Source organism: Sphingomonas qilianensis, from assembly GCF_039614825.1.
Classification (GTDB): Bacteria; Pseudomonadota; Alphaproteobacteria; order Sphingomonadales; family Sphingomonadaceae; genus Sphingomonas; species Sphingomonas qilianensis.
The window spans coordinates 1,297,837-1,321,484 of record NZ_JBDIMF010000001.1; the positions used below are offsets into that span (position 1 = coordinate 1,297,837).

General features: G+C 66.6%; 25 protein-coding genes, 1 pseudogene and 1 riboswitch. Of the genes and pseudogenes, 3 read left to right on the forward strand and 23 right to left on the reverse strand.

Annotated elements, in window-relative coordinates:
* Positions 1 to 222: 222 nt before the first annotated feature.
* Complete coding sequence (rpoZ, locus tag ABC969_RS06340) at positions 223 to 567, reverse strand: DNA-directed RNA polymerase subunit omega (protein ID WP_332706973.1); 345 nt, start codon at positions 565 to 567, stop codon at positions 223 to 225.
* Positions 568 to 686: 119 nt separating this feature from the next.
* Between rpoZ and ABC969_RS06345 the strand changes: the two genes are divergently transcribed.
* Positions 687 to 1,862 carry a phospholipase D-like domain-containing protein gene (locus ABC969_RS06345; RefSeq protein WP_345863732.1) on the forward strand — a complete coding sequence of 392 codons (1,176 nt, stop codon included), beginning with the start codon at positions 687 to 689 and terminating at the stop codon, positions 1,860 to 1,862.
* A 160-nt stretch (positions 1,863 to 2,022) separates the two neighbouring features.
* On the opposite strand, the gene ABC969_RS06350 is transcribed toward ABC969_RS06345, so the two are convergent.
* Positions 2,023 to 2,646 (reverse strand): class I SAM-dependent methyltransferase, encoded by a 624-nt coding sequence (locus ABC969_RS06350; RefSeq protein WP_380808411.1) that lies wholly within the window; start codon positions 2,644 to 2,646, stop codon positions 2,023 to 2,025.
* A gap of 148 nt (positions 2,647 to 2,794) precedes the next feature.
* On the opposite strand from ABC969_RS06350, the gene ABC969_RS06355 reads away from it, so the two are divergent.
* Positions 2,795 to 4,147, forward strand: a complete 1,353-nt coding sequence (locus ABC969_RS06355) for an MFS transporter (protein WP_345863733.1) — start codon at positions 2,795 to 2,797, stop codon at positions 4,145 to 4,147.
* On the opposite strand, the gene rarD is transcribed toward ABC969_RS06355, so the two are convergent.
* Positions 4,144 to 5,019, reverse strand: a complete 876-nt coding sequence (rarD, locus tag ABC969_RS06360; RefSeq protein ID WP_345863734.1) for an EamA family transporter RarD — start codon at positions 5,017 to 5,019, stop codon at positions 4,144 to 4,146. The two genes, ABC969_RS06355 and rarD, sit on opposite strands and share 4 nt — an antisense overlap.
* A gap of 48 nt (positions 5,020 to 5,067) precedes the next feature.
* Complete coding sequence (locus ABC969_RS06365) at positions 5,068 to 5,811, reverse strand: energy transducer TonB (protein WP_345863735.1); 744 nt, start codon at positions 5,809 to 5,811, stop codon at positions 5,068 to 5,070.
* Positions 5,812 to 5,922: 111 nt separating this feature from the next.
* On the opposite strand from ABC969_RS06365, the gene ABC969_RS06370 reads away from it, so the two are divergent.
* Positions 5,923 to 6,561, forward strand: coding sequence for a DedA family protein (locus ABC969_RS06370; RefSeq protein ID WP_345863737.1), 639 nt, complete (start codon positions 5,923 to 5,925; stop codon positions 6,559 to 6,561).
* Here the strand turns inward: ABC969_RS06370 and ABC969_RS06375 are convergent.
* The 19 genes and pseudogenes from ABC969_RS06375 to ABC969_RS06465 form a co-directional block, all read right to left on the reverse strand.
* Positions 6,539 to 7,246: a DJ-1/PfpI family protein gene (locus tag ABC969_RS06375; RefSeq protein ID WP_345863738.1), complete on the reverse strand. Its 708-nt coding sequence runs from the start codon at positions 7,244 to 7,246 to the stop codon at positions 6,539 to 6,541. The two genes, ABC969_RS06370 and ABC969_RS06375, sit on opposite strands and share 23 nt — an antisense overlap.
* 20 nt (positions 7,247 to 7,266) lie before the next feature.
* Positions 7,267 to 7,347: riboswitch (ZMP/ZTP riboswitch) on the reverse strand.
* Between the two features lie 102 nt (positions 7,348 to 7,449).
* Positions 7,450 to 7,785: a hypothetical protein gene (locus tag ABC969_RS06380; RefSeq protein WP_345863739.1), complete on the reverse strand. Its 336-nt coding sequence runs from the start codon at positions 7,783 to 7,785 to the stop codon at positions 7,450 to 7,452.
* A gap of 71 nt (positions 7,786 to 7,856) precedes the next feature.
* Entirely contained in the window at positions 7,857 to 8,279 is a 423-nt protein-coding gene (locus tag ABC969_RS06385; protein ID WP_345863740.1) for a hypothetical protein, read from the reverse strand.
* Positions 8,280 to 8,327: 48 nt separating this feature from the next.
* On the reverse strand, positions 8,328 to 8,864 hold the full coding sequence (locus tag ABC969_RS06390; protein ID WP_345863741.1) for a demethoxyubiquinone hydroxylase family protein: 537 nt from the start codon (positions 8,862 to 8,864) through the stop codon (positions 8,328 to 8,330).
* Positions 8,861 to 9,346, reverse strand: coding sequence for a disulfide bond formation protein B (locus ABC969_RS06395; protein ID WP_345863742.1), 486 nt, complete (start codon positions 9,344 to 9,346; stop codon positions 8,861 to 8,863). Before ABC969_RS06395 ends, ABC969_RS06390 begins: the two co-directional genes overlap by 4 nt.
* Positions 9,347 to 9,368: 22 nt before the next feature.
* Positions 9,369 to 10,694, reverse strand: coding sequence for a S41 family peptidase (locus ABC969_RS06400; RefSeq protein WP_345863743.1), 1,326 nt, complete (start codon positions 10,692 to 10,694; stop codon positions 9,369 to 9,371).
* 94 nt (positions 10,695 to 10,788) lie between these two features.
* Complete coding sequence (locus ABC969_RS06405) at positions 10,789 to 11,976, reverse strand: murein hydrolase activator EnvC family protein (RefSeq protein WP_345863744.1); 1,188 nt, start codon at positions 11,974 to 11,976, stop codon at positions 10,789 to 10,791.
* A gap of 4 nt (positions 11,977 to 11,980) precedes the next feature.
* The gene (locus ABC969_RS06410; RefSeq protein WP_345863745.1) at positions 11,981 to 12,403 is read right to left on the reverse strand and encodes a 23S rRNA (pseudouridine(1915)-N(3))-methyltransferase RlmH; all 423 of its coding nucleotides are present in this window, start codon (positions 12,401 to 12,403) and stop codon (positions 11,981 to 11,983) included.
* A gap of 210 nt (positions 12,404 to 12,613) precedes the next feature.
* Entirely contained in the window at positions 12,614 to 13,054 is a 441-nt protein-coding gene (rsfS, locus tag ABC969_RS06415) for a ribosome silencing factor (protein ID WP_345863746.1), read from the reverse strand.
* 8 nt (positions 13,055 to 13,062) lie between these two features.
* Entirely contained in the window at positions 13,063 to 13,671 is a 609-nt protein-coding gene (locus ABC969_RS06420) for a nicotinate-nucleotide adenylyltransferase (RefSeq protein WP_345863747.1), read from the reverse strand.
* Positions 13,668 to 13,961 (reverse strand): type II toxin-antitoxin system RelE/ParE family toxin, encoded by a 294-nt coding sequence (locus ABC969_RS06425; RefSeq protein ID WP_345863748.1) that lies wholly within the window; start codon positions 13,959 to 13,961, stop codon positions 13,668 to 13,670. Before ABC969_RS06425 ends, ABC969_RS06420 begins: the two co-directional genes overlap by 4 nt.
* Positions 13,949 to 14,224: a CopG family ribbon-helix-helix protein gene (locus ABC969_RS06430; RefSeq protein ID WP_345863750.1), complete on the reverse strand. Its 276-nt coding sequence runs from the start codon at positions 14,222 to 14,224 to the stop codon at positions 13,949 to 13,951. Before ABC969_RS06430 ends, ABC969_RS06425 begins: the two co-directional genes overlap by 13 nt.
* A 31-nt stretch (positions 14,225 to 14,255) precedes the next feature.
* Complete coding sequence (locus ABC969_RS06435) at positions 14,256 to 15,518, reverse strand: glutamate-5-semialdehyde dehydrogenase (RefSeq protein ID WP_345863752.1); 1,263 nt, start codon at positions 15,516 to 15,518, stop codon at positions 14,256 to 14,258.
* Between the two features lie 223 nt (positions 15,519 to 15,741).
* Entirely contained in the window at positions 15,742 to 17,703 is a 1,962-nt protein-coding gene (gene ftsH / locus ABC969_RS06440) for an ATP-dependent zinc metalloprotease FtsH (RefSeq protein ID WP_345863753.1), read from the reverse strand.
* A gap of 81 nt (positions 17,704 to 17,784) precedes the next feature.
* Entirely contained in the window at positions 17,785 to 18,771 is a 987-nt protein-coding gene (gene tilS, locus ABC969_RS06445) for a tRNA lysidine(34) synthetase TilS (protein WP_345863755.1), read from the reverse strand.
* A 52-nt stretch (positions 18,772 to 18,823) separates the two neighbouring features.
* Positions 18,824 to 19,810, reverse strand: coding sequence for a tetratricopeptide repeat protein (locus tag ABC969_RS06450; RefSeq protein WP_345863756.1), 987 nt, complete (start codon positions 19,808 to 19,810; stop codon positions 18,824 to 18,826).
* Positions 19,811 to 19,870: 60 nt separating this feature from the next.
* A complete protein-coding gene (locus ABC969_RS06455; RefSeq protein ID WP_345863757.1) occupies positions 19,871 to 20,743 on the reverse strand; it encodes a helix-turn-helix domain-containing protein in 873 nt (290 codons plus the stop codon).
* A gap of 112 nt (positions 20,744 to 20,855) precedes the next feature.
* Positions 20,856 to 23,126 carry a phosphoenolpyruvate--protein phosphotransferase gene (ptsP, locus tag ABC969_RS06460; RefSeq protein ID WP_345863758.1) on the reverse strand — a complete coding sequence of 757 codons (2,271 nt, stop codon included), beginning with the start codon at positions 23,124 to 23,126 and terminating at the stop codon, positions 20,856 to 20,858.
* 85 nt (positions 23,127 to 23,211) lie between these two features.
* Positions 23,212 to 23,532, reverse strand: a pseudogene (locus tag ABC969_RS06465) (Holliday junction DNA helicase RuvB C-terminal domain-containing protein); the annotation flags it as partial.
* Positions 23,533 to 23,648 lie beyond the last annotated feature (116 nt).

The window sequence follows — 23,648 nt, forward strand, 5'->3', positions numbered from 1 at the left end:
CGATCGCACGCCATCGCTTGGCCGAATCGCCGCCGCCGGCCTGACGCGCGATCGGTGCTCTTATTGGCCGGCAACGGCCGGGTCTCACGAAAAAGCCCGCCGATCGCTCGGCGGGCTGTTCGTTTGGGGCAGCGCCGCGGCAAAGCCGCGTCGTCGGTCGGGCCTGCAGCCCGCCGGCCGGGCTAAAGCTGAAACGCGGATTAGCGCTGCTAATCCGCTGCTTTAGCCTTCGTAATCAGCACCCAGATTCTGGTTGCGCGGCGGTGCAGCGGCAGTGAGGCGGAGGGCCTCGGCCGACTGCGCCAGGTTGCCGACGGCATCGGCCTCGTCCTCGTCGTCGACCTGCACGCGCTGCAGCCCCGAAATCACCGATTCCTCGAGATGCGCGGGCTTCACGTTCTGCTCGGCGATCTCGCGCAGCGCGACGACCGGGTTCTTGTCACGATCACGATCCAGCGTGAGGTCGGCGCCGCCGGAAATCTGGCGGGCGCGCTGCGCGGCCAGCAGGACCAGATCGAAGCGGTTGGGAATCTTGTCGACGCAATCTTCGACGGTGACGCGCGCCATGAATGGCTTCCTTCGGTAAACGGCAGGATAGATGAAGCGTCGCGCTGTACGGCGCGCCCCCGCCAGAGTCAAGGAATCCGGCTTGCGCGCAGGGCCGCGCCCCGCCATCACGCCGCGCGATGACCGAACCCGCCGCGCAGCCGAGCTTCACCGTCGACGGCGATCGACTGACCATGCTGGATACCGGGCCGCGGCGGCTCGCCGCCTTGCTTGATCTGATCGATGGCGCGCAGACCTCGCTGCGCATCCTCTATTACATCTATGTCGATGATGCCGCCGGCGCGCAGGTGCGCCAGGCGATGATCGCCGCCGCCACGCGCGGCGTGGCCGTATCGGTGATCGTCGATGGCATGGGCAGCGGGCCGGCGACGAACGAGCGCTTCTTCGATCCGCTGATCGCCACCGGCGCCTCGGTCTGCCGGTTCGAGCCGCGGCTCGGGCGGCGCTATCTGTTGCGCAACCACCAGAAGCTCGCGCTGGCCGATGGGGAGACGGCCACTGCACGCGTCATCATCGGCGGGTTCAATATCGAGGATTCCTATTTCGGCACGCCCGCCGAGCAGGCCTGGCGCGATCTCGGGCTGCTGGTGGAAGGCCCCTCGGCCGCCGCGCTGACCGGCTATTTCGATACGCTCAATCGCTGGATCCAGACCCCCAAGGCGCCGATCCGCGCGCTGCGCCGCGTGCTCGCGCAATGGAGCCAGCGCCAGGGGCATACGCGCTGGCTGCTTGGCGGGCCGACGCGGCATCTGAGCCCCTGGGCCAAGGCAGTGCGCGAGGATCTGCGGCGGGCCAAAGCGTTCGATCTGATCGCCGGCTATTTCGCGCCCAACCCGGCGATGCTCCGCCGGCTCGATAAATTGGGCCGGCGCGGGCGCGTGCGCATTGTGCTGCCCTCGAAGAACGATCACGAAGGCGCGATCTGGGCCTCGCGCTTCACTTATGCCGGATTGCTGCGCAAGAACGTGGCGATCTACGAATATCTGCTGACCAAATTGCACACCAAATTGTTCGTCATCGATGATGTGGTGTATGTCGGATCGGCCAATTTCGACATTCGCAGCATGTTCCTCAATCTCGAAATCATGCTGCGCATCGACGATCCGGCGTTCGCCGCGCATGCCCGGGCCTATGTCGACGGCGAGATCGCGCAATCCGAACTGATCACCCCAGCGCTCTACAAATCCCGCACCACGCCGTGGCGCCGGGTGAAGCAAGCGGCGGCGTATTTCGTGATCACCGTGCTGGATTATAACGTGACGAAAAGCCTGAATTTCGGGCGCGGGCAACGGTAGACGAGTCCGGTCTGGAGGAATGAACCCACGGCGTCACCCCAGCGCAAGCTGAGGTCTCCATCGATAACGCGTGACGACAGCCGCACAAGATCCCAGCGTGCGCTGGGATGACGGTCCATGCTTAGCGTCTTCGCGTCTTCGCGCGAAAGAATCTTCGCCGCTATTCCTTCCACGCCCAGTAAAGCTGCGCCGGCGGCACGTTCCACCATTCCATGGCGTGATCGATCTTGGGCAGATACGGCTCGATGAAGTCGCGGCATTTGGGCGAGAATTGATAGACCAGAAAAGCGCCGCCGGGGCGCAGCACGTCGGCCGTCGCCTGGCCGATGGCATCGCCGACGCCGGCCGGCAGCGTCGAAAAGGGCAGGCCGGAGAGGACGAAATCGGCATGCGGCGCGCCGTGATCGGCGACGATCTGGCGCACATCGGCGGCCGAACCCAGCACGGCCGAAAAGCGCGGATCGACGATTTCGTGGCGCAGATACTGGATGAAATCGGCGTTGGTATCGATCGCGATATACAGGCCGTCGCTGGGCAGCTGATCGAGAATCGCGCGCGAGAAGGTGCCGACGCCCGGGCCATATTCAACGAACACCTTGGTGTTGGCCCAATCGACGGGTTTCAGCATCTTGCGGATCAGCTGCGGCGAAGACGGCACGATCGACCCGACCATGACCGGATGTTTCACGAAGCCGCGCAGGAACATGCCCCAGGGAGAAGGAACACCGGCAGCCTGTCGAAGCTGACGGCGCTGGCGCCGCGTGGCGAGGGTGGAAACTGGCACTGATGATCCTTGATTCTGGCCCTCGGCCGGGCTTCACGATGGTCTTTAGCCGTTCCGTCGCAAACTTGTAACGAACATTCAAGGATCGGGTTGCGTGGCGCGCGTCGGGCGGGTTTGCGCGCGCGGCCAAAACCCGTAAGCCGGGGGCATGGATCAGGAACCGACGGCCGGCGTCAGCCCGGCGAGTGTAGCGCAGCGTGAACGCCGGCTCGAACGCGATTTCCTGTTACTGTTCGTGGTGATGCTGACCATCGCGGCGGGCAACACCGCGTTGCAATCGGTGCTCCCCGCGCTCGGCCGATCGCTGCGCGTGCCCGATAGCGCGGTCGCCGCTGCGTTTTCCGTCTCTGCCTTGCTGTGGGTGATCTCGGCGCCGTTCTGGGCGAATCGGTCCGATCATCATGGTCGCCGCGCGATGATCCTGCTCGGCCTGTGCGGCTTCACCGCCTCGCTATTGCTGTGCGGCGTCGCGCTGACCGCGGGAATCAACGGCTGGATCGGCGGCACCGCGGCGTTCCTGGCCTTCATTGCCGGGCGTCTGCTGTACGGCGCGTTCGGCTCCGCCGCGCCGCCGGCGGTGCAGGCGCTGGTGGCGGGCAGCACGACGCGCGCCGAGCGCACGCGCGCGCTGACCCTGCTCGGTTCCGCGTTCGGCCTGGGCACGATCCTGGGGCCGGCGGTGGCGCCTTATCTCACGTTGGGCGCGATTGGCGGGATCGAGATCGGGCTGGCCGGCCCGGCCTTTTGCGGCGCGCTGTTCGGCGCGATCATCCTGCTGACGGTGTACCGCGTGCTGCCGCATGATCGCGTCGCCAGCGCCGGGCCGGCCGATCCCGCCAGCCACGGCGCGGCGATCGCCTATCCTTCGGTCGGCGGGCAATCATCCGGCGCCAGCGTCACCGCAGCGACGCATCTGGGGGGTGAGCCGGTCGGCTATCTCGATCCGCGCATTCGCACCTGGATGATCCTGGGGCTGATCATGGGGCATGCGCAGGCGATGACCGGCCAGGCGATCGGCTTCCTCGTCATCGACCGGCTGGGCGTGGCGCCGATCGATGCGCTCAAACCGACCGGCCTGGTGCTGATGATGGGCGCTGGCTCCGCGCTATTGGTGCAATGGGGGCTGATTCCGCTGCTCAAGCTCGATCCCAAACGACTGGTGCTGACCGGGCTGGTGCTGTCCGCTATCGGCTGCGCGCTGACCGGGCTCGCCACCTCGCTCTACGGCATTGCGCTGGCTTATGCGCTGGCCTCCGCGGGGTTCGGCTTCACCCGCCCGGGCTTTACCGCCGGATCCTCGCTGGCGGTGGGGCCGGCCGCGCAAGGGTCGGTGGCGGGCAAGGTGACCAGCGTCAACGGCGCGAGCTTCGTGCTCGGGCCGTCGATCGGCGTCGGGCTGTATGAAGCGCAGCATGCGCTGCCTTATCTGATCGCCAGCGCCGCCTTGGTGGCGGTATTCTTCTATGCCTGGAGGGCGCTGAGAACGCCGGCGACCTTTTAGGATGCAGCGGCAGTGCGCCGCGCGCCGATCACCATGCCGGTGGCGTAGATCGCCAGCGCGATCCAGATCAATGCGAACGCGGCCCATTCGAACACCTGCAGCCGTTCGCCATACACCGCCACCGCGAGCACCAGTTGCAGCGTCGGGCCGATATATTGCAGCAGCCCGAGATCGCTGTAGCGCACGCGCTTGGCCGCGGCGGCGAACAACACCAGCGGGATCGCCGTCACCAAACCCGCGGCGGGGAGCAACGGCCAGGCTGGGCCGGCGGCAAGCGATGTGCCGGCCAGCAACAGCCACAACAATGACGGCGGTGAGAGGATGGCGGTCTCGATCAGCAATCCATCCAACGCATCGACCGGGGTGATCTTGCGGATCAGGCCATAGATGCTGAACGAAAACGCCAGCGTCAGCGGGATGACCGGCACGCCACCTTGCTCAAAAGCGAGGAAGAGCACGCCGAGCAGCGCCAGCGCCACCGCGGCCAGCTCGATCCGCCCCAGCCGCTCGCGCAGGATGACGACGCCAAGCGCCACGTTGACCAGCGGATTGATGAAATAGCCCAGACTCGCCTGCGCCACGTTGCCGCTGTTCACGGCGACGATGTAGCACAGCCAGTTGACCGCGATGAGCAGCGCCGACGCCGTCAGCGCGAGCATCAGCCGGGGCGTGGTGACGATGCGTTTGAGCGCCGGGCCATGCTTCAGCACGATCGCCAGCCCGCCCAGCAGCAGCAGCGACCACAGGATGCGATGCGCCAGAATATCCGGCGCGGGCAACGGCTTCAGAAGCTTGAGAAACGCCGGCAGCAAACCCCAGATCGTATAAGCGATGACGGCATAGAGAATGCCGGGGTTGATCCTGCGGGTCATGCCCGGCTGGTGCTGGCATTCGCGACGCGGGTCAATCGCCGCTTTGGCTCAATCGTCCGCGCCGTCGATCACCCAGACATGATCTTCCTCCACCACGGACGATACCGGCCTTCCCGCCGCGTCGGTACCCGGCCGGTAGCGAAAGCGCTTGGTCACCAGCCGGCACGTCACGGCGTCGAGTTCGGCATTGCCGCTGCTGCGCGTCACGCGGCAATCCTGCGCGCGGCCGTGCACGGTGACGGTGTAGCGCACCCACACTATGCCCCCGATCCCCGCGCGTGCCGCCGCCTTGGGGTAATCACCGTCGCGGATCTGGCCGGCGATCTTGCGCGCGAAGGTGCCGCGCCCGCCCGCGCCCTGCCCGTTGCCGGCGCCGCCGCTGCCCGTCCCCTGCCCGCTCCCCCCGCCGCCCGTGCCCGGCCCGGGCAGGAGCGCGGCGCCGGACGCTGGCGCCACCTCCGGCCCCGCCACGGGCGCGGCGATAACCGGGGGCGGGACGATCGCCGGCCGCACTGGTGCGACGATCTCGCTCGGCCGTGCACCACGATTGGCCGGGGCCGCCGCGCCGCTCTTGCGCGGATCGACGGCCGGCCTCGGCGCCCGTCGCGCGGGCGGCGGCGGTGGCACCGGCAACACCTCGAACAACCGCAAGCTCTCGGAGGCCTGGCGCACCAGCGCGGGCGCCAGCCCGGTCACCAGCAGCCAGCCGATCGCGGCATGGACCAGCACCACACCGGCGCCGGCTATCCAGCGCTCGCGCCCGCCCCGCTGATCACCATATCGTTCGCTCACCACACGATCCTGCCCGCGCCCGCCTGAACCGGTCGTGACGAATCATTGCCGGCCATGCCCCACACGTTTTCGGCTTCCCTTCGCGTGCCGCTTCGCGCATCGCTTCGGCCCATGGTCGAACACATACTGGGCATCCTTGCCACCTTCGTCATCTCGATCATCGAGGCCACCGGCTATCTCGGCGTGATGCTGCTGATGGCGATCGAGAGCATGTGCGTGCCGCTGCCCTCCGAGCTGATCATGCCGTTCGCCGGCTATCTCGTCTCGCAGGACAAGATGAACCTGTATCTCGCCGCCACCGCCGGCGCCCTGGGCTGCAATCTCGGCTCGATCGTGGCGTATGAAGCGGGCAAGCGCGGCGGCCGGCCGCTGGTAGAGCGCTGGGGCAAATATCTGCTGATCGGCCCGGACGAACTCGACGCCGCCGATCGTTTCTTCGCGCGCTGGGGCAAATCGGCCGTGTTCGTCGGCCGGCTGCTCCCCGTGATCCGCACGTTCATCGCCTTTCCGGCGGGCGTCGCGCGCATGCCCTTGGTGCCGTTCCATATCTATACCTTCGCCGGCTCCTGGCCGTTTTGCTTCGCGCTGACCTGGCTCGGCATGAAGCTGGGCGAGGCATGGCACAGCGATCCGCGCGTCAAGGCGGCGTTCCACAGCGCCGATGCGCTGATCGGCGTGGTGCTGGTCATCGCCATCGTCTGGTATGTCTGGCACCGTATCAGCGCGATCAGGAAAGCGCGCTCCTCCTGAGCCGCGCTGCGGCGGCCAGCGTGCGCGCATCGCGATCGGGCGCGCGCTGCGCTGCCATGTCGTGATAGCGCGCCAGCATCGCCGGGTCGGCGCGCTCAGGCGCGCCGCCATCGAACGGCGGCGACGGATCATATTCCAGGCTGAGCTGCACGAAGCGGGCCTGCGCCTCGCTGCGGATCGCCGCCATCAGCGACAGCGCGAAGTCGATCCCCGCGGTCACCCCGCCGCCGGTCGCCCGGTTGCGATCGATCACCACGCGGTCCTTGACCGGGATCGCCCCGAACGCCGCGAGATGCTGATGCTGCGCCCAATGACACGTCGCCCGATAGCCTTCGAGCAACCCCGCCGCACCGAGCAGCAGCGATCCGGTACACACGCTGGTGATCCAGCCCGCCCCCGCCGCCGCGCGCTGCACCCACGCCATGGTATCGGCATCGTCAATCGCATCGTTGATCCCCATGCCGCCGGGCACGCACAGGATATCGGGCTGCACCGCCGTCCCGAACGTAGCGGTGGGCACCAGCGCAAAGCCGGCATCGGTCATCACCGGATCGAGCGTCTTCGCGACGAGATCTACCGTGGCGTTGCCCAATCGCGACAAGACCTGCGCCGGGCCAGTCAGATCCAGTTGCGTGACATCCGGGAACAGCAGAAAAGCCACGCGGATCGGGGACAGTTCGGACATACGGACACTCCTTCCATCGAGAGGGGTGCCCAGGCGAACGGCGTTGCTATGGTCGGCGCTCCCTTGTGGTGCCCCACGATTCGCCAGTCACGCGACCGCCCCTATCCTACGCCCGATGCGCGGTTCGAACAATGTCGGCGCGATCCGTCCCCGGCAGATGCTTTCTAGATAGATTGCGACCACCGTTTTTCCGTTGCCGATAATCATTGAAAAATGACAATAACGCCGGCTTCTCCGCCTGCGCTATGAAGAGTCTTGTAAGACCTCATCGCATCGCCAACCAACTGCTTGGCATCATCAAATGAAAGCACACCTCGCTTAGGTTGCAAGCCGATGATTTTCCATTGCACAAGGTTGCGCTCAGACCCGCCAGGTGGGACCAGCGTCTCTAATTGTCCTCCAAAGGATGCCACGATTTCTTCGCCCGCACGCAGCTCCCAGCCATATTCACCGTCCGGTCCACGAAACGTTCGCAACAGCTTGATGCCGCTGTCGGGATCCCACGTGATCAGGGCGTCATAATCACTAATGAACGTCATAGGATTTCCCCAACACCTACGTCGTCACGACGTGTCACGCCGTCATCGCTGAAGAAATCAGCATGAGCGGCTTACGGCAGCGATTCCTCGACCTGCTTGGCGTCCGCCGCGCGCTTCTTTTTATATGCACGATACTGATCGGCATTTTGCGCGAAGCAGCCCGTCGCGCCGCCTACCCCCACCGTCGAACACGTGCCGATGCCGCTGGCGCCGGCATTGTCGTTCGCCTTGGCGCGCACCGCCCAGCTTTCGTTTTCCGGCGTCACTTCCAGTTCGCGCAGCTCCTTGGGGATGCGGAACTGTTCGCTCGCCTTGCGGCGCACGCACACGACCACTTCATTGCCTTCCTGCGTAGTCGGGCATTTCTGCTCGCCATAGATGACCAGCACGCCGTTCTGCGGCGCGTTCTGCGCTGCCGCGGGCACCGCCGCGCCGCTGGCGAGCAGGCCGGCAAACACCGCTGCGGCCGCGCCTGCACCGATCGTGAGCTTCATTATTCTACTCCCAGCCCGACGCCTGCGCGCCACCCAACGCCCTTAATGTCATATCCGCTGCGCCGTGGCGATCGCTACCCGACAGCCCAGCCGGATCACCCCGCTGAGCAGCGGATAAGCGATCGCGCTTTCCGCACCCGCCGCCAGCGCCGTCTCGCGATGCTCGACTTCCTCGGCCTGGAAATCGAGGATCGCGGCGCTCAGTTCGGGATCGCTGTCGCCCAGCGCCACCAGCTGATCTTCGTAATGCTTGTCGATCTCGGTCTCCACCGCAACCGTGCAGGCCATCGCCGCCGCCGGGCTGATCGCCGCGGTGATCGCGCCGAGCGCGAAGCCGGCGATTTTCCAGGCGGGCTGCAACAAGGTCGGGCGCACACCGCGGCGCGCCATCATGGCATCGAAAAAGGCCCGGTGGCGCTCTTCCTGCACGGCCATGCCGGCAATCTCGCGCGCCGCCGGAATACGATCGCCCATCACCGCCAATTGCCCGCCATAGATGCGGATCGCGCCATATTCGCCGGCCTGATCGACACGCACCATCGGTCCGGTGGCACGCCTGGAGTCGCCTGGTTTCCAACGGGTCATGTGCGGTCTCCGAACAACAGGGCAAGGATCGTCGCGGCGCCACCCAGCGACAGGATGGCGTTGAAGCCGGCCAGCGAAATGCCGAACAGCGACCATTGCGCCACATCGCAACGCACCACGGGCGCGTTCATGATCCGCGCCAGCATCTCCTCAGCGGTTCCGCCGCTGCCAGCGACAGTCGAGGTGCAGGCGGTGATGCCGTTCCACCAATGATATTCGACGCCGGCATGAAACACGCCGATCGCGCCGCTGAGCGCGATGGCGAGCGCAGCGGCGAACACCACCGCGCGTTTGGCGGGGTGGCTGGGCGTGACGAAGCCGAGCGCGGCGAGCACGACGGCGGCATAATGCGGCCAGCGCTGCCAGTGGCACATCTCGCACGGATACAGCTGCCCGATCAGCTGCGAGCCCCAGGCGCCGGCCAGCAGCGCGGCGGGAAGCAGCAGGGCGATGAGACGGGCGGTGGTGAAGTTGCGGGTCAAATTGTCATCCCATGCGCCATCTTCACTTTGCCGCCGTCCGCGTCGCGGGCTTGATCGGTCCTAGCCGCGCCAGCGTCTTCAACGCATAATCGAGCTGGAAATCCTCCACGCCCCGGGCCTTCAACTGCTCGGGCGTCGCGGTGAAGCGCGGATCGTCCTTGGTGTCTTCCTCCAGCACCTTGTCGTCGGCCTTGACCTCGTTGATCAAATGGCGGCGCAGATCGGCCTCGCGAAACACCGGGCGGGTTTTGAAATCCGGGTCGGTGATCTGCGGCACGCGGATATCGGGTTCGATCCCGCCTTCCTGCACCGAACGGCCCGACGGGGTATAATAACGCGACGTTGTCAGCCGCAACGCGGTGTTGTTGCCAAGATCGAGCACGGTCTGCACCGAGCCCTTGCCGAACGATTTAACCCCCATGACCAGCGCGCGGTGATGATCCTGCAGCGCGCCGGCGACGATCTCGGAGGCCGAGGCCGAGCCCGAATTGACCAGCACGATCGTCGGCAGCCCGCGCGACGGATCGCCGGCCTTGGCATAAAAGCGCTCGATATCGTTCTTCTCGCGCCCGCGCTCCGAAACGATCTCGCCATAATTGAGGAACTGATCGGAGACGGTGATGGCCTCGTCGCGCAAGCCGCCGCCATTGTCGCGCAGATCGACGATCCACCCGAGCGGCGGATGACCGAGCGACTTTTCGACGCTCATCATGCCCGCCTTAACCGCGGCACCAGTGCCGTCGGAGAAGGTGTTGATGTTGAGGATGCCGATGCCGTTCTTGACCTCCCATTTCACCGGGCGCTGCACGATCTTCTCGCGCACCAGCGCAATCTCGATCGGCTTGTCGCGGCCGGGGCGGACGATCGTCAGGTTGATCTTGCTGCCGGGCGCGCCGCGCATCTGCGTGATCGCCTCGTCCAGCGTCAGCCCGTAGATCAGCTTGCCGTCGATATGTGTGATATAGTCGCCCGACTTGATCCCGGCGCGATAGCCCGGCGTATCTTCCTGCGGCGAGATGACCTTCACCGCGCCGTCCTCGGCGGTGACGGTCAGCCCGAGCCCGCCATAGCTGCCCATCGTCTGGATGCGCAGATTGTCGTAATCCAGCCCCGCCTCGAACCCGCTATGCGGATCGAGCGCCGCCAGCATGCCGTCGATCGCGCCCTTGATCAGCGTCTTGTCGTCGACCTTGTCGACATAGGTCGCCTTGATCCGCGCGAACACGTCCATGAACTGATCGAGCTCGCGATACGCATCGGTATCGACCTGCGCCATCGCCGCGGTGCCGGCGGGGACGAGCGCGAGCACCAAAGCGATCGCGGTGGCCTGGATGAAGGGACGAGCCATGTCGGGGTGAATACCTGTGAAGTGTTGAGAAACGACACTAGCGCCTTATGCGGTGCGATCAAAGCGGATCACGCGTGAACCGGCGATGAGCGGATCAGTCGAGCAGCGGCGTCATATCCACCGCGCGCCCGCGCCGGCGCAGCTCGATCGTGAGGCGGGCGGCATCGCGCTGTGCTGCACGCCCGATCGGTGCGCCCTGGCCGATGCGATCGCCGACACGCACCGCCGTCAAGCCCAGGCCGGAGACGAGCGAGGTCCAGCCGTCGCCATGATCGAGGATCACGATCCGGTCATAGCCGCGAAACGCGCCGGCAAACGCCACCCGCCCCGCCGCCGGCGCCACCACCAGCGCCTGCGTCGCACAGGCCAGCGTCAACCCGCGCGAGCGCACGCCGGCATCGGAGAGTTCACCAAAGCCGGTGACCACGCGCCCGATCACCGGCAGGCGATACGGCGCGTTGCCTCCCGACCACGGCACCGTATCTATCGGCAGCGCGCTCTCGCCGGCGCGCGGCGGGCGCGATTGCGGGCCGGGCAGCGCGGCGAGGCTGTCGCGCACGCCGGCCTGATCGCCCAAACGGTCCATCAAATCGACGATATCGCGCGCGCGCTCGCCCAGCGCGATGGCGCGATCGGATTCGAACAGCGATTCGCGCCCCAGCGCGCGTGCGCGCAGGCGATGCGCCGCCTCCATGCGGGTCAGCGCCAAACGCTGCCGCTCAAGTTGCGCGCGCGCGGTTGCCAGGTTCTGCGCGGCCAGCGCGGCATCGGCCTCCAGCCGGCGCGCGCGGGCGAGATCGGCGCGCACATCGGCGGTGCGCTGCCGGATCACCGGCAGCGTGGTCGCCAGCACCGCGCGGACATGGACGATATCGCTCACCGATCCCGGCTGGATGAGGCTGATCAGTGCCGGGCGGCGCGCCAGCGATTGCAGCGCGGCGATCAGCCGCACGGCCGGGGCCTGTTTGGCGGCGAGCCGCGCGCGTTGCGTATCGATCAGGCGGCGGAGAATCGCGATACGCGCCTGCTCGGCGGCGATATCGGCTTCGGCTTGCTGGATACGCGCCGCCACTGCCGCCTCCTGCGCGCGTGCCTGCCGCGCCTGGTCGCGTTCCCCCGCCGCTTGCCGATCGAGCGCGACCGCGCGCGCGGCGGCGGCGGCGGATTGTCGCTTGGCATCGGCAAGACGGCTGTGCTGGTCCTGCGCCGGCACGGAGGCGGCCATCAGCGCGATGCCGCAGGCCAGTGCGATTGCCGTCCACCGTCGTGCGGCCCGGCTCATCCCGCTATCCTTCGCGGTGATAGGGATGGTTGGCCAGGATGCTGGCCGCGCGCCACAATTGCTCGGCCAGCATCGCGCGCGCCAGCATGTGCGGCCAGGTCGCGCGGCCGAACGACAGCAACAGATCGGCCTGCGCGCGATCCGCTTCGTCAAAGCCGTCCGCTGCGCCGATCATGAAGCGCAATTCGCGCACCCCATCGTCGCGCCAGCGGCCGATCTTCTCGGCGAAGCTTTTGGAGGGCAGCACCTCGCCCGTCTCGTCGAGCATGACGATTTTGGTCTGTGGCTCGAGCGCGGGAATCTTGCCGCCCGTGTCGGGCAGTTCGGTGATCCGCGTCGGCCAGGGCACGCGCTTGAGATAACGCTCGACCAGTTCCGCCTCGGGGCTCCGCCCGATCCGCCCGCGCGCCAGGATATGAATCAGCATTTGCGCGGTTCACTGGTGTGGGGTGTAGGGACGCCAATAGCGCAACGTTCGCGTCCGCCAGCGCACCCGCATTTCTCCGCACCGTCATCCTGAACTTGTTTCAGGATCCACCGGGCGGCTAAGCCCCGCACCAGAGGGCCAGCGTCGCCAACCCGGCACAATGGATCCTGAAACAAGTTCAGGATGACGGCGGCTAAGTGATCGCCGGCTTCAGTCGTCCGAATCGTCGTCGTCTTCGAACGCGGCATAATCTCCATGCTTGGCCGGCGTCGGCGGTGCTTCCGGCGCGTCGCCGAACGCCCACATGCGCTCGAGATTGTAAAAGCTACGCACTTCCGGGCGGAACAGGTGGACGATCACGTCGCCGGCGTCGATCAATACCCAATCCGCTGTCGGCAGGCCTTCGATGCGCGTCTGGCGGCCGAGATCGGCCTTGATCTTCTGCTGCAGCTTCTGCGCCATCGACGCCACCTGCCGCGTCGATCGACCGCTGGCGATGACCATGAAGTCGGCGATGCTCGATTTGCCGGCCAGCGGGATCGAGATCGTCTCGACCGCCTGGTCGTCATCGAGACTGGCGAGAATCAGCGCATGCAGCGCCGCCACTTCGGCTGGATCGGTCGCGCGGATGACGGGGAGAGTTGAGGCCAAGATGATTCCTAGGTTGATCGGGTTGTCGGCATGAAACGCCGCTGCCAGGCGGGATCGGCCCTGCGCAGGCCGCTCGCGGAGGTTGGGTCAAGGCGGAATCGCAACAGCACGAGGGCCGGCAGTCTCCACGTCGTCCAGCTCTTCGCCTGGTGTGCGGGCCGCTGCCAGCGCCGCAACCAACCCATCGCGACGCCCGCGTGGGCAGCATGCTCATAACCCGGCCGCGCGATAACCGCAATCGGAACCTCGCGGGCGATCTTGCGCCAGTCGCGCCACTGGTGAAACTGCGCCAGATTGTCGCCGCCCATCAGCCAGATGAAGCGATTGTCAGGATACAGCCGGACGAGTTTGCGCAGCGTATCGATCGTGTAGCGTGTGCCCAGTCGCGTCTCGATATCGCTCGGCCGGATCGGCGCAAGGCGGCTCATCGTGCGCGCCGAGGCCAGCCGGATCGCGAGCGGCGCCATGTCCGTCGCGCCATCCTTCAGGGGATTGCCCGGCGACACCAGCCACCACACTTCATCCAGCCCCAGCGCACGGATCGCGGCAAGGCTGATCGCGCGATGCCCCGAATGCGCCGGATTGAAAGAGCCGCCGAGCAGACCGATACGCTTCAAGGTTCGATCGACCAGTCTTCGCGTTCATGGTGGACCCGCAGCACATAGACCTTTTGAAGCGCCTCGACGACGCGATACCGGATCAGATAGGGTGTCTGGTAAACACGCAGGACACGCATATCGCCGCGAAACGGTCGCCCGCCGCGCGGGAAATCGCGCAACCACTCGGCGCGATAGCGGATCGCAGCGAGGAGGCGCACGGCATATTCGGGTGCCGCATTCTCTTCGAGCCAGCTATTGATCCGGCGCAGATCGCCCAGCGCCGGACCCGACCATTCTATGTCGAGCATCGCGCGCGGTGTCGCTCTATCATCGTATCAAGCTCGGCCATGACCTGATCATGCGGCACGACATCGCCGCGCTCGATCGCATCGATACCGACTTGAATGAAGGCATCGAAATCGGCGTCGCTTTCGGCAGCGCGTCGGATCGCCTGCGCGGCGAACTCGGCAGGGCTGATGCCACGCCGCTCAGACGCTTGTTCAAGCAACGTAAGCGTCGCAGTATCGATTTCCGCCGTTATCGTCGACGAGACAGGCGCCGGGTGGTTCATGTAAATACGATACGCGCCCTTGGTGCCGCCTTCAAGGCCGCACCTGCCCGGTCCCCCGGCCGACCCACTTGTACGTCGTTAGCCCTTCCAGCGCGACCGGCCCGCGCGCGTGGAGACGGCCGGTGGCGATGCCGATCTCGCCGCCCAGGCCGAACTCGCCACCATCGGCGAATTGCGTCGAGGCGTTCCACAGCACGATCGCGCTATCCACCGCAGCGATGAAACGCTCGGCGACGGCCTCGTCCTCGGCGATGATCGCATCGGTATGGTGCGAACCATGTATGGCGATATGCGCGATCGCCGCGTCCACGCCGTCGACGATCGCGATCGAAGCGATCGCCTCGAGATATTCGGTGTCCCAATCGGCAGCGTCAGCCGCGGTAACGGTCGGCGCGAGCGCCAGGATAGCGGGATCGCCCCGCACTTCGCACCCCGCATCGGCCAGCGCCGCCACCAATCCTGCAGCATCGGGATACGCGCGATCGATCAGCAGCGTTTCCATCGCGCCGCACACGCCGGTGCGGCGCAGCTTGGCGTTGACGACGATCGCCGCCGCCATCCCCGGATCCGCCGACCCATCGACATAGACGTGATTGATCCCGTCTAGATGCGCCAGCACGGGCACTTTCGCTTCCGCTTGCACGCGGGCGACCAGGCTTTTGCCGCCCCGCGGCACGACCAGATCGATCACGCCCGCGGCGGTGAGCATCGCGCCCACGGCGGCGCGATCGGTGGTCGGCACAAGCTGCGCGATATCGGCAGGCAATCCCGCCTCGACCAGCCCCGCCACCAAGGCGGCGTGGATCGCGCGATTGCTGTGCTGCGCTTCGGAGCCGCCGCGCAGGATCACCGCATTGCCCGCCTTGACGCACAGGGCGGCGGCATCGGCGGTCACATTGGGGCGGCTTTCATAGATGATGCCGATCACCCCGATCGGCACGCGCACACGCGATAGCTGCAGGCCATTGGGTCGTGCGCTGCGATCGATCACCGTGCCGACGGGATCGGGCAGTTCGGCAATCGCCGCCACGCCCGCCGCCATCGCCTCGATCCGTGTCTCGTCCAACATCAGGCGGTCCAGCATCGCCGCAGACAGCCCGATCTCGCCGCCATGCGCCATATCCTGCGCATTGGCGGCAAGGATTGCGGGCGCCGTCTGGCGCAGATGCCGCGCGGCGGCGGACAGCGCCGCGCCACGCACCTCGCTGGCCAGGCCGGCGACCATCGCGCTCGCCGCGCGCGCGCGACGCCCCATGTCCTGGATAAGCATGTGCGGATCGATCGTTTCACTCATGCGCCATCAGCTATCACGCCACTGCCCCCCTGCCAAAGCGCTATAACTTTCAGTCGCGGCGTGACATCGTTACCGTCGGCAAACGCCCCGTGCTTGTGCCGCCGCTGGCGCCGTTCTCGTTCGTGGGACTGACGGGCTGCGCCTCGCCATCGCCGCTGATACCAAAAGCCCTCCCGCGACGATCGTCGCGGGAGGGCTTTTGGTCATCGACGCGCTTGGACGATCAGGCGCCGAGCGGGCTCGGCGTGCCGAACGGACCCTTGGGGCGCCGCGTCTTGGGGATTGAAGTGCCACCGGCCGAGACGATCGGCGTCTTGGGGCCACTGTCGCGATCGATCTGCTCGCCCGCAATCAGCGCCTTGATCTCGTCGCCCGACAGCGTCTCATATTCGAGCAGCGCTTCGGCCAGCAGGTGCAACTGATCGAGATGCTTGTTGAGCAGCTCTTTCGCACGGTTGAGCCCGCCTTCGACGATCCGCTTGATCTCGCCATCGATCAGCTCGGCAGTCTGGTTCGACATGCGCGCCGGACGACCCGACGAATAGCCAAGAAAGCTCTCGCCCTCCGGTTCGCCATATTCGAGCGGCCCGACCACGTCCGACATACCCCAGCGCGTGACCATGTCGCGCGCCAGATTGGTGGCATATTGGATGTCCGACGAGGCGCCCGACGAGACCTTGTCATAGCCGAAGATCACTTCCTCGGCGACGCGGCCGCCCATCGATACGGCGAGATTGGCGTACATCTTGTCGCGGTGATAGCTGTAGCTGTCCCGCTCCGGCAGCCGCATGACCATGCCGAGCGCCCGACCGCGCGGAATGATCGTCGCCTTGTGGATCGGATCCGATGCCGCTTCGTGCACCGAGACGATCGCGTGGCCGGCCTCGTGATAGGCGGTCATACGCTTCTCTTCATCGGTCATGACCATCGACCGCCGCTCGGCCCCCATCATCACCTTGTCCTTGGCTTCCTCGAACTCGCTCATCGCGACCAGCCGCTTGCCCTTGCGGGCGGCCAGCAACGCCGCCTCGTTGACGAGGTTGGCGAGATCGGCACCCGAAAAGCCCGGCGTGCCGCGCGCGATCACGCGGCCGTCGACGTCCGGCGCCAACGGCACCTTCTTCATATGCACTTCGAGAATCTTGATCCGGCCCTCGATATCCGGCCGCGGCACGACGACCTGACGATCGAAGCGACCAGGACGCAGCAGGGCAGGGTCGAGCACGTCGGGGCGGTTGGTCGCGGCAATGATGATGATGCCTTCATTGGCCTCGAAACCATCCATCTCGACCAGCAGCTGGTTGAGCGTCTGTTCGCGCTCGTCATTGCCATTGCCGAGCCCGGCGCCGCGATGACGACCGACCGCATCGATTTCGTCGATGAAGACGATGCACGGCGCCGACTTCTTGGCCTGTTCGAACATGTCACGCACGCGGCTCGCGCCCACGCCGACGAACATCTCGACAAAGTCCGAGCCCGAAATGGTGAAGAACGGCACGCCGGCTTCGCCAGCGATGGCGCGCGCCAGCAGCGTCTTGCCGGTGCCGGGCGAGCCGACCAGCAACGCGCCCTTGGGGATCTTGCCGCCCAGTCGCGCAAACTTGGTGGGATCCTTGAGGAATTCGACGATTTCCTCCAGCTCCTCGCGCGCCTCGTCGATGCCGGCCACGTCCTGGAAAGTCACGCGACCTTCCTTCTGCGTCAGCATCTTGGCGCGGCTCTTGCCGAAGCCCATCGCGCCCGATCCCGAATTCTTCTGCATCTGGCGCAGCACGAAGAACGCGATGCCGAGGAACAGCAGGAACGGCAGCGACTGGACGATGATCACCTGCCAGATCGCCGGGCCTTCCTCAGGCTTCGCCGTAATCACGACATTCTTCGCACGCAGTCGATCGATCAGCTGCGGGTCGGCGATGGCGTAGGTCTTGAAGCGGCTATCATCGGTCAGCGCGCCAGAAATCACCTCGCCCGAAACATTGACCTCGCGCACCGTGCCTTCCTCGACCTTGTCGAGGAACGACGAGTAAGCGATCGCGGTACCGGCCGGCTGGCGACCGGGCGAATCGAACAAAGCGACGAACATCGCCAGCGCGAGCAGGATGCCGACCCAGATCAGCAGACTCTTCATCCACGGATTGGGGCCATTGCCGTCCTGGCCTGACTGCGGCTTATCGTTGTCGTTCATGAGCGTATCGGTACCTTTCGTCCCCACCAAGATAAGCGCACGTACGTCAATGGCAATGGAACAGACGCCAGATTGCGGCTGTCAGACCGTCCGGCGCGGCGGAGAGGCGGTAAAATGCCAGATTTCGCCGTGCGCACTGCCCATCACGCCCGCCTGAGTCGCGCGCTTGCCCGCCTCCAGCGCGTCGAGCAGCGCTTCGATATTGGCCGAGTCGCGCCATGCTGGATCGATGATCGCCCGCGCCGCGCGCACGCGGGCGATCGCGCTGCGTGTCAGGCGTCGACGCACTTCACGCGGCAGACCGGTGATATCAATCGCGCAGTCGCCGGCCTTGGCCGGCTGTTGCCGTGTTTCCAGCAACCACGCATCGAGCGCGCGGAGATCGGCATCGATCTTGGCCAGATGGCCTGCCGTTCGGGCGATCTGCGCCGTCTCCAGCCACGGCGCGTCGCGCAGCAGCGCGCGGAAGCGCGTCCGATCATAATGCTCGTCGGTGTTGCTCGGATCATCGACGAACGGCACCGCCGCTCCTACCGCCAGCGCGCGCAGATCGCTGCGGCGCCAACCGAGCAGCGGGCGGATCACGGTCAGCGCATCGTTCAAGCGCCGACGCGGGCGGATTCCGGCGAGCCCCGCCAAGCCCGAACCGCGCGCAGCGCGCATCAGGAAGGTTTCGGCCTGATCATCGGCATGGTGCGCCGTGGCGAGGATGGTGGCGCGCGCGGCGATCGCCCAATCCGTCAGCAAGGCATATCGCGCGGTGCGCGCGTTGGCTTGCACATTGGCGCTGCCGATTGGTTTGGCAGGAGTGAGGATCGTGTGCGGAACCGATCGCGGCGCGCTGCCAAGCGCAGCGCAATACGCGCCGGCCATCGCAGCCTCCTCTGCTGCCGCTATGCGTAAGCCATGATCGACCGTCGCGGCGATCACCTGCCCCGGCCAGGCGGCGGACGCCAATGCGAGCAACGCCATACTGTCCGGCCCGCCCGACACGGCAATGGCGATCACATCCGCCGGCGCGATCGCCCGGCCCAGCGCCAGCGCGGCATCGGCGCCAAGGCGCGCCACCGCCGCCGGCGGCAGGCCCGTAGGGGCGGCGCTTACCGCGCCCCGGTCGATGCTAGTTCCCGCATTTCTGCGTTGCGCGCCCCTTGGCAACGCCCGCCCTCATCGCGTCCGACAATTTGTCCGGATAGACGTCGGTCAGCTCGTCATAGACCTTGCAGATCTCGCCCGAGGGCTTCTTCAAATTGGCCAGCGCCTGCGCCAGATAATAGAGGCTTTCATGCGCGCGATCGCCCTTCGGGTTGGCGCGATAATTGTCATAGAAGGCGAGCACGGCGAGATTGGGTTTGCCCTCATCCAGCAACGATCGGCCGAGCAGGTTCTGCGCACGGCTGACCAACCGATGCTGCGGATAGGATTTCACCAGACCGCGGAACTGCGTTTCGGCCTCGGGATATAATTTCGCTTCCCACAGGCGATACCCATAAGTGTAGGCATCCTCGCCGGCATCCCCGGTCGAGGGTTTCTCGATCGCCGCCACCCGCTGCGCGCGCGCCGGGTCCTTGCCGGCGCTCGACGCTATCGCGGGTGGTGTAGCGGGCCGCGCGCCCCCGGCGCCCCCGGCGCCCGATGTGGCCGGGCGCGGCGTCGCGCGGGTCGGCGCGGGTGCCGACGTATCGGTATCACCGTCGGCCTCCGTCTCCGCGCCCGAACCGGTCGCGGGTCCGGCGCCTTCGACAGCGGTCAGCCGTGCGTCCGTGCTGCGCTTATAGGCGGCGAACCCGTCTTCCAGCTGACGCAGCTTGAACTGGTTCTGCTCGACCTGCCCGGTCATCGTGCGCAGCTGCGATTCGAGCGCCGCGACGCGCGCGGTGAGATCAATCACCGCGCTGGTCGATGGCGCGCCGATCTCGCTCACGGGCGCGGTGCCGGTGATTTCCGGCTCGATCAGCTTGCCGCCAGCAGCGGGGAACACTTTGCGCTGCACCGCGCGCATCTGCCCCTCGAGCCGCTCGACGCGCACCTCGACGCCGGATTGCGCCGCCACAGGGCCGGACAATGCCGCCGTGCCAACCAGTGCCGCGATCACAACCTTACGCATGAATCCCCCGGTGCAAATGAACCATGTGCAGGATCTGCCATAACCATCCTGTCACCAGCCTTAAGGAGTGGGGGCCGACGAACCGGCGGGGCGGAAGGCCGGCGGCGCATCGGACGGTCCGGTGCTCGGCGTGGTTGTGGTCGTTGCGCCAGGCTGGGCAGCGCCGTTGCCACGAGCCGTCAACGCTGCAGCGCTGATCGGCACGTCCTTGATGGCCACGCGCCCGTCGCCCAGCGGGGGCAGCCCGGAGCCGTTGAGCGTAACCGAAAGCTTATCCGGCCGTCCGACATTGATCATCGGGGCATTGGCATCGCCGGGGACGTCGTAGCGCTCGCCCGCCGTCATCGTTTTCTGGAACAGCGTCTTGCCGGCCGCATCATACACGCGCAGCCACACTTCGTCGGTGGCGGTCAGCACGACCTGGCCAGTGGTCGGCGCAGGCGCCGGTGCGGGGGCCGGCGCCGCGATCGGCGCCACCGTCTCGGCAACCGGCGCGGCAGGCGCGCTTTCCTCACCGCGGAACAGATTGGTGCCGTACCACAGACCGATCGCGATCAGCAGCAACACGACCACGATGATGCTGGTCAGCAGCACGCCGCCCGTCGGCGTACGCTTGGGATCGTCGATCTCATAAGCTTCGTAATTGGTGCGCTGGACGGTCTGGTCGCTGGTGCTGCGCACATCGCGTGCAATCGCGGCCTCGTCCGCGCCGACCGCGCGGGCATAGGCCTTGGCGAATCCCACGGCATAGGTCACCGAGGGCAGGCCGGTATAATCATCTCGCTCGATCGCTTCCAATTGACGCAGCGGGACGCGCGTGCGCGCGCCGACCTCGGCCAGCGATAGCCCTTGTGCCTCGCGCGCCTCGCGCAACCGCTCCCCGGCGGTCTTGGCAGTCGGGGTGACGTCGTCGGCCGGAACGGTATCGGTCATGAGGGTCTCCGGCAGGAAAGTTGACCTGTTACAGGGTCCTGCGTGTCTCGGCGCTCGTGTCTCAAAGGGGCGCGCCGCTGTCAACGCCCGCTACACGCGGCACGGCATGCGATCAGGCCAATTCAACCCCATTGTCGGCCGCCCAGGCAGTCAACGTCGTGCGCATGTCGCGTGGCGGCGTGGTCAGCAAGGTGGCCATATGGGCCTGCAGGGCGGCACGATCGAGCGAGCGCACCATCGCCTTGATCGGACCCACCGCGGCGGGAGTGATCGACAAGCGTTCGATGCCCAGCCCGATCAGTGCCATCGCCTCCAGCGGCCGCCCGCCCATTTCGCCGCACACCGCCAGCGGCTTGCCCGCCGCGCGCACCGGCGCCTCGACCCGTGCCAGAAAGCGCAGGATCGCGGGGCTGAGCCAATCATATCGCTCGGCGAGCTTGGGATGCGCGCGATCAGCGGCGAACAGGAATTGCGTCAGATCGTTGGTGCCGATCGACAGGAAATCGAGCCGCGGCAGCAGCACATCGAGCATCTCGGCCAGCGCCGGCACCTCAAGCATCGCGCCGTAGCGGATCTCGCTCGGCAATATTTTGCCGCGCGCGCGCATCCATTCGCGCTGCGCTTCGAACAAAGCGCGCGCTTCCTCGAATTCCCACGGCTCGGACACCATCGGGAACATCACGCTCAGCGTCCGGCCCGCCGCCGCTTCGAGCAGGGCGCGCGCCTGCACCTTCATCAGCCCGCCGCGATCCAGCGCGAGCCGCAGCGCGCGCCAGCCCATCGCCGGATTCTCCTCTTCCTCATCCTCGCGGTTGAGATACGGCAACGCCTTGTCGCCGCCGATATCGACGGTGCGGAAAATCACCGGGCGCGTGCCCGCTGCATCGAGCACGTCGCGGTACAGCCGCAATTGCTGCGCGCGCGCCGGTAGCGTGGCCGAAACCAGAAACTGAAATTCGGTGCGAAACAGCCCGATGCCGTCCGCGCCGGTTACGTCGAGCGCGGCGACATCGTCGCGCAGGCCCGCATTGACCATCACGGTGATGCGGTGGCCGTCCCTGGTGATCGGCAACTCGTCCTTGAGCGCGGCGAATACCGCGCGGCGCTGCTGGCGCAGTTCGAGCTTGGTTTCGAACGCTTTTTCCATGGCCACGGTCGGCCGCGCCAGCACAGTGCCGGCGGTACCATCGAGCAGCAGCATATCGCCCTCGGCAATGGCACGGCGCACGCCCTTGACGCGGCCAAGCACCGGCACGCCCATCGCGCGCGCCACGATCGTGACATGCGCGGTGAGCGAGCCCTCTTCCAGCACCACGCCCTTCAGGCGGCGGCGATCATATTCGAGCAGTTCTGCGGGCCCGAGATTGCGCGCGATCAGGATCGTGTCCTGCCGCAAGCCCCCTTGCGCGGCGGTGCCCATCTGGCCCGAGACGATGCGCAGCAGGCGGTTCGACAGATCCTCCAGATCGTGCATCCGGTCCGCCAGCAACGGGTCGTCGATCTGCCGCATGCGAGCGCGCGTACGCTGCTGGACGCGCTCGATCGCCGCCTCGGCGGTCAGCCCGGAATCGATCGCCTCGTTGATGCGCCGCGCCCAGCCCTCGTCATAAGCGAACATCTTATAGGTCTCGAGCACCTCGTCATGCTCGCCGCCGACGCCGAACTCGGCCTGGCTGGCGAAGCGGTCGATCTGCTCGCGCATCTTGTCGAACGCTGTATAGACGCGCTGGCGTTCGGCCTCGGTATCGTCGGCCACGGTATGCTCGATCGTCACACGCGGCTGGTGATAGACGGCAGCGCCGCTGGCCATGCCTTCGACGAGCTTCAGGCCCGAGATGCGGATCGTCGCGGTGGATTGCGGGCGCAGATTGGCTGCCGCGCTGGTATCGACCAGATCGGCATTGGCGATCAGCTCGCTCAACACCATCGCCACGGTCTGCAGCGCCTCGATCTCGACATCGGCATATTTGTGCGGATCGGCATGCTGCACGCACAGCACACCGACCGAGCGCTCGCGACGGATGATCGGCACGCCGGCAAAGCTGTGGAATTTCTCTTCCCCCGTTTCGGGGCGATAGGCGAAATCGGGATGGCTGGCGGCTTCGTCGAGGTTGAGCGTCTCGCCCTGCTCGGCGATCGTGCCGACCAGCCCCTCGCCCAGCGCCAGCGTGGTGACGTGCACGGCCTCTTCCGCCAGCCCGCGCGTGGCGTAAAGCTCCAGCACGCCATCGCGCAGCAGATAGATCGAGCAGACCTCGCTCGACATCGCTTCGCCGACGATCCCGACCACGGCATTGAGCTTGGCCTGCGCCGGCGTGCGCGACGCCATCACGTCGTGCAGTCGAACCAGGATTTCACGAGCGGAGGCAACGGCGGAAGGCATAGGCAAGGGCTAACAGATCGGCGGGCAGGGAGCCATCACATAGCCCCAGAAGCATTTCTGTTCCGCCTCAAAGCGGGTTGTTTCGCTAAACATCGAACAGCCCGTCCTGGCTGCCCGCCGGCGGATTGAGCCCGAGATGCTTCCAACCCTGCGCATTCAGGCAGCGCCCCCGCGCCGTCCGCGCGATCAAACCGAGCTGAATGAGGTATGGTTCGATCACTTCCTCGACCGTGTCGCGCGGTTCGCTGAGGCCCGCCGCCAGCGTCTCCACGCCGACCGGGCCGCCGCGATAGATATCGGCGATCATCATCAGGTAGCGCCGGTCCATCGCGTCGAGCCCGAGCGAATCGACCTCCAGCCGGTTGAGCGCGATATCCGCCGCCTTGGCGTCGACCAGATCATGCCCCGGGGGGGGGGGGGGGGGGGGGGGGAGGGGGGGGGGGGGGGGAGGGGGGGGGGGGGGGGGGGGGGGGGGGGGGGGGGGGGGGGGGGGGGGGGGGGGGGGGGGGGGGGGGGGGGGGG